Consider the following 5,849-nt stretch of genomic DNA (forward strand, 5'->3'; position numbering starts at 1 on the left):
TTAACCTTTAGCGCGTTCTTCCAAAATCGCCACTGCTGGTAAAACTTTACCTTCAACAAACTCTAGGAAAGCACCGCCACCTGTTGAGATGTATGAGATCTCATCGGCTAAACCGTACTTATCGATGGCTGCTAATGTGTCACCTCCACCAGCAACGCTAAAGGCGTCACTTTCAGCAATAGCTTTTGCAACCACTTCTGTACCTTTAGAGAAGTTATCAAATTCGAATACACCGCACGGACCATTCCAAAGAATCGTTTTTGCGCTTTTTAATACTTCTGCAAGTGCTTGGGCTGAATCTGGTCCTAAGTCCAAAATTTGCTCGTGATCTAACACTTGATCAACTGGCTTAACCGTCGCTTCTGCTGTTTCTGAAAACTCAGTCGCAACACGAACGTCAGTAACCTGAGGAATGTCTAACTCTTCCATCAAACGCTTAGCTTCTGGAATTAAGTCTGCTTCGTACAGTGATTTGCCAACATTGTAACCACGTGCCGCTACGAAAGTATTTGAAATACCACCGCCAACAATGAGCTGATCACAAACACTCGAAAGCGACTGTAATACGGTCAATTTAGTAGAAACTTTTGAGCCACCCACTATTGCCACTAATGGACGCGCAGGGTTGTCTAGTGCTTTACCTAATGCTTCAAGTTCAGCGGCTAAAAGTGGACCCGCCGCTGCCACAGGTGCGTACTTAGCAACACCATGTGTTGAGCCTTGAGCACGGTGAGCCGTACCAAAGGCGTCCATTACAAATACGTCACATAAAGCGGCGTACTGCTTCGCTAACTCGTCAGTGTTTTTCTTCTCACCAACGTTAAAACGCACGTTTTCAAGAACAACCACTTCACCTTCTGCTGCTTCAACGCCATTTAAGTAATCTTTTGCCAAGCGAACTGGAACGTCTAGCTTTTCATTTAAATTGTCAACGACAGGCTGAAGAGAGTACTTCTCTTCAAATTCACCTTCGGTTGGGCGACCTAGGTGAGACATCACCAATACTTTAGCGCCTTTTTCTAACGCTGCTTTAATGGTTGGGATCGACGCATCGATACGAACCGCAGAAGTGACTTTTCCATCTTGAACAGGGACATTTAAATCTTGACGAATTAACACGGCTTTACCGGCTAAATCCAAATCCATCATTTTGATTACTGACATGACTTTTCCTTAAATAATCTTGAAGGTAATTTTTATTATAAAAACGGTTTTAATGCTTGTGTTGTGTCTAACATTCGGTTGGCAAAGCCCCACTCGTTGTCACACCACACCAACACTTTTACTAAACATTTATGACTGACTCGGGTTTGGTTACCATCGACAATCGCTGAATGCGGGTCATGGTTAAAATCCACCGAAACCAAAGGCTCCTCGGTATACCCCAAAATGCCAGACAAACCATTGTTGCAGGCTTTCTTTATGGCCTCATTGACCATTTGGATATCAACATCGGCGTTGACGGTCACACTTAAGTCCATTGCCGTGACGTTGATAGTCGGAACCCTAACGGCGATCGCTTCAAAGCGCCCCGCAAACTTAGGCAAAATACGCTCAATACCCGCAGCTAATTTCGTATCAACCGGGATGATACTTTGGCTGGCCGCACGAGTACGACGTAAATCAGGGTGATAGGCATCTATCACTTGCTGATCGTGCATTGACGAATGAATTGTTGTAATTGTGCCACTGTCCACTCCAAAGGCGTCGTCTAATGCCTGAATAACAGGGACGATACAATTGGTTGTACATGAGCCATTTGAAATTACGTCTTGTTCAGCCGTTAGACTCTCGTGGTTTATTCCAAAAATAATTGTATTGTCGACATCCGAGTCTGCAGGGTGAGAGAAGACAACCTTTTTAGCACCTGATGTAATATGCGCTTGGCCTTCAGCACGACTTTTAAATACGCCTGTACATTCCAAAACAACATCAATGTTTAACAACTTCCACGGCAAAGAATGTAAGTCTTCAATGTGAAGAAGTTCTATGGTGTCTCCATCTACCACTAGATTCTGTTGCTCGTTCAAAGATACGTCACTGGCAAAACGACCGTGAGCAGTGTCATATTTTAATAAATGAGCAATACCATCAGGATTTGCAATTTCATTGATGGCAACGACGTTAAATTCATCGGTTCGACCCGATTCATAGATCGCGCGTAGGACATTGCGACCGATACGGCCAAAGCCATTGATAGCAATATTGATAGGACGAGCTTTCGACATTAATGGTTCCGATTAAAAATACATAAACGCAAAAATACGCTGTAAAACAAAAAAGCGAGCACATAATACTCGCTTTTGTTTATTTGTTAATAATAGTCAAGGATTAAAGTGATTTGACCGTGTTAACTACATTTTCCACAGTAAAGCCAAAGTGCTCCATTAATACGCCACCTGGTGCTGACTCACCAAAAGTAGACATACCAATTACTTTACCTGCAAAACCGACGTACTTGTGCCAGTAATCAACGTGCGCTGCTTCAATAGCAACACGCTTAGTTACAGAATTAGGCAGTACCGTTTGCTTGTAAGCTTCGTCTTGTTGGTCGAACACACTTGTACATGGCATAGACACAACACGAGTTGCTGTACCAGCTGCATTTAGTTCTGCCGCCGCTTTAACTGCTAGGTTTACTTCTGAGCCAGTCGCGATCAGGATTACTTCTGGTTCACCTTCGCTGTCAACTAAGATGTAGCCGCCCTGTTCAACCATCGCAACTTGTTGTTCTGTGCGCTCTAGTGCAGGCAAGCCTTGACGAGAGAAAACTAACGACGATGGACCGTCTTGATATTCAATCGCATTTTTCCATGCAATCACAGACTCAACTGCATCGGCTGGACGCCAAGTACGCATTTTTGGCGTCATACGTAAGTTTGCAAGTTGTTCAATTGGTTGGTGAGTTGGACCATCTTCACCTTGACCAATTGAGTCATGGGTATAAACGAAGATGTTCTGAATGCCCATCAATGCTGACATACGAACGGCGTTACGCGCGTATTCCATAAACATTAAGAACGTTGCACCGTAGTTAATGAAACCACCGTGCAGTGAAATACCGTTCATGATGCCGCTCATACCAAACTCACGTACACCGTAATAAATGTAGTTACCTGCTGGGTCTTCTTGCAAGCCTTTTGAACCAGACCATAAGGTCAAGTTAGAACCCGCAAGGTCAGCCGAACCACCTAGTAATTCTGGTAATACCGAACCAAACGCTTCGATAGTGTTTTGCGATGCTTTACGAGTTGCCACGCTTTCTGCTTTTTGCTGTTGAGTTAGCGCAAGCTGGAATGCTTTTTCAGAGAAATCTTCAGGTAGTTCACCAAGAATCACACGGCGCTCAAACTCTGCCGCTAATTCTGGGTGCGCATTTTTGTAGGCAACAAACTGCTCGTTCCAAGCATCTTCATCCGCTTGACCTGCCGCTTTGTGATCCCACAACTCATATACATCAGCTGGAATTTCGAATGGTGCATGTGGCCAGTTTAAGAACTCACGAGCCGCTTTGATTTCTTCGTCGCCCAAAGGTGCACCGTGACAATCGTGCGTACCTTGTTTGTTTGGTGAACCAAAGCCAATCGTTGTTTTACAAATAATGATTGAAGGCTTGTCGGTAACAGATTGAGCTTCTGTTACTGCCGCGGCAACTGCATCTGCATCGTGACCATCGACGTTTTCTACTACGTGCCAGCCGTAAGACTTGAATCGAGCAGAGCTATCATCAGTAAACCAACCTTCTACGTCACCATCGATACTGATGCCGTTGTCGTCATAAAACGCGATGAGTTTACCTAGCTTTAATGTACCCGCTAAAGAACACGCTTCATGAGAAATACCTTCCATTAAACAACCGTCACCTAAGAAACAGTACGTGTAGTGGTCGACGATATCGTGGCCTTCACGGTTAAATTGAGCCGCTAATGTTTTTTCAGCGATGGCCATACCAACTGCATTTGAAACACCGGCACCTAATGGACCCGTTGTGGTCTCAACACCTGGCGTGTAACCGTACTCTGGGTGACCTGGTGTTTTTGAATGTAATTGACGGAAGTTTTTGATTTCTTCAATTGGTAAGTCATAACCTGACAAGTGAAGAAGCGAATAAATAAGCATAGAGCCGTGACCGTTTGATAAAACGAAGCGGTCGCGATCGGCCCAATTTGGGTTAGTTGGATTGTGCTTTAAAAAGCCGCGCCACAAAACCTCTGCGATGTCCGCCATCCCCATTGGTGCTCCAGGGTGACCTGATTTTGCTTGTTGAACCGCATCCATGCTCAAGGCACGAATGGCATTTGCTAAGTCTGTTCTCGACGCCATGCTCAATTCCTATATTTATTTTGGTTTACATCACGTGCGCCATTTGACCTAAATTTCACACGTAAAGCAATTGTGTAGGGCAATTATTCTAGCCTATCTACAATCACAAGTGCACCCTGTGAAGCCATCAAAAATAAATAAAAGACGAATAAATAAGGAATAAATTATTCCCTCTTTAGAGTATTAGCCCTACCCGCCTACCAAATTCCCTATTTGGGATGTCAAAGTTATGGTCAAAGTTAAAACGAAATGCGATATACTATGTTTACTTTTCAACACTGAATGCAGGATTTTATGATCAATAAACAACTTCCTCTTGTCGATCTTCACCGTCACCTCGACGGCAACATTGCCCCAAAAACGGTTTGGGAATTGGCACAAAAGCACAACATTGAACTACCAGGTAACTCACTTGAAGAGTTCACGCCTCATGCTCAAATTCAGGGTCAGACTTCTGATCTTCTGGCTTTTCTAGAGAAGTTGGATTATGGCGTTTCTGTCCTTGCCGATTATGATGCGGTTTACCGAGTAGCCTACGAAAATGTCGCCGATGCCAAAGCACAAGGCTTAGACTACACAGAGCTTCGTTTTTCACCTTATTACATGGCGATGGGTTTTAACCTTGATATGGCTGAGGTAGTCCGTGTGGTTGCTGACGCAGTAGACCAAGGAAGCAAAGACTTTGGTGTTAAAACAAACCTAATTGGTATTTTAAGTCGTACTTTCGGTGTTGAGACTTGCATGAAAGAGTTAGATGCTATTTTGGCTCACAAAGACCGTATTACTGCTCTTGATTTAGCCGGTGACGAACTTAACTTCCCTGCAACTATGTTTATTGAACACTTCAAAAAAGCGCGCGATGCAGGCTTAAGAATTACCGTCCACGCTGGTGAAGCGGCAGGCCCTGAGAGTATTTGGGACGCCATTAACCTTTTAGGTGCGACTCGAATCGGTCACGGTGTCGCAGCAATCAAAGACATGAAACTGATGGATTACTTAGTTGAAAACACAATTTCAATCGAGTCATGTCCAACGTCTAACTACCAAACTGCGACGATTAGCGATATTCGTCAGCACCCGCTTCGCACTTTCTTTGATCACGGTGTAAATGTCTTTTTGAATACCGACGACCCAGCCGTATCAAACATTGATATTGCTAATGAATATGACGTCGCTAAAGATATTTTAGGATTTAATACGGAAGAGTTAAGCCAAATTCAGAAAAACGGTGTTAAGGCCGCATTCTTAACTGAGCAAGAAAAGCAGGCTTTGTTCGACGCTAAAGCCTAACACGCTTGTTGGTTTGCCGCAGCTTTAACAAGTAGAGTTAAAGATTACGAAGTAGCTTTAGAAGTGTGACCTAAGAGTTCTCAGTTCATACTAACCTGAAGCTCAGTTAAGCTCTCGCTGAAATTGAAAATAAAACGCCGTCACTGACTTTTATGTCACGACGGCGTTTTTGTTTGGGTATATTTTCAGTCTGTTTTTCAATAACTTTTTAATCTATTCTTTTAATCTATTCTTTT

4 protein-coding genes are annotated in these 5,849 nt (G+C 43.6%); 1 reads left to right on the plus strand and 3 read right to left on the minus strand.

The window, feature by feature from the left end; translation table 11 throughout:
* The 3 genes from AC4E96_RS07835 to tkt all read right to left on the minus strand — a co-directional run bounded on the left by AC4E96_RS07835 (position 1) and on the right by tkt (position 4,323).
* Positions 1 to 1,164 (minus strand): phosphoglycerate kinase, encoded by a 1,164-nt coding sequence (locus AC4E96_RS07835; protein ID WP_490255420.1) that lies wholly within the window; start codon positions 1,162 to 1,164, stop codon positions 1 to 3.
* Positions 1,165 to 1,199: 35 nt separating this feature from the next.
* Entirely contained in the window at positions 1,200 to 2,228 is a 1,029-nt protein-coding gene (epd, locus tag AC4E96_RS07840) for an erythrose-4-phosphate dehydrogenase (protein WP_488034043.1), read from the minus strand.
* A 103-nt stretch (positions 2,229 to 2,331) separates the two neighbouring features.
* Positions 2,332 to 4,323: a transketolase gene (gene tkt / locus AC4E96_RS07845; protein WP_490255421.1), complete on the minus strand. Its 1,992-nt coding sequence runs from the start codon at positions 4,321 to 4,323 to the stop codon at positions 2,332 to 2,334.
* Between the two features lie 294 nt (positions 4,324 to 4,617).
* On the opposite strand from tkt, the gene add reads away from it, so the two are divergent.
* Positions 4,618 to 5,613, plus strand: a complete 996-nt coding sequence (gene add / locus AC4E96_RS07850; protein ID WP_490255422.1) for an adenosine deaminase — start codon at positions 4,618 to 4,620, stop codon at positions 5,611 to 5,613.
* The last annotated feature ends 236 nt before the right edge of the window (positions 5,614 to 5,849 follow it).

This window comes from Psychrosphaera sp. (genome assembly GCF_982872775.1).

What these genes read in the sequence shown, in the direction of transcription:
- AC4E96_RS07835 (WP_490255420.1), bottom strand. Translation starts at nt 1,164, where the DNA reads ATGTCAGTAATCAAAATGATGGATTTGGATTTAGCCGGTAAAGCCGTG.
- add (WP_490255422.1), top strand. Translation starts at nt 4,618, where the DNA reads ATGATCAATAAACAACTTCCTCTTGTCGATCTTCACCGTCACCTCGAC.
- tkt (WP_490255421.1), bottom strand. Translation starts at nt 4,323, where the DNA reads ATGGCGTCGAGAACAGACTTAGCAAATGCCATTCGTGCCTTGAGCATG.
- epd (WP_488034043.1), bottom strand. Translation starts at nt 2,228, where the DNA reads ATGTCGAAAGCTCGTCCTATCAATATTGCTATCAATGGCTTTGGCCGT.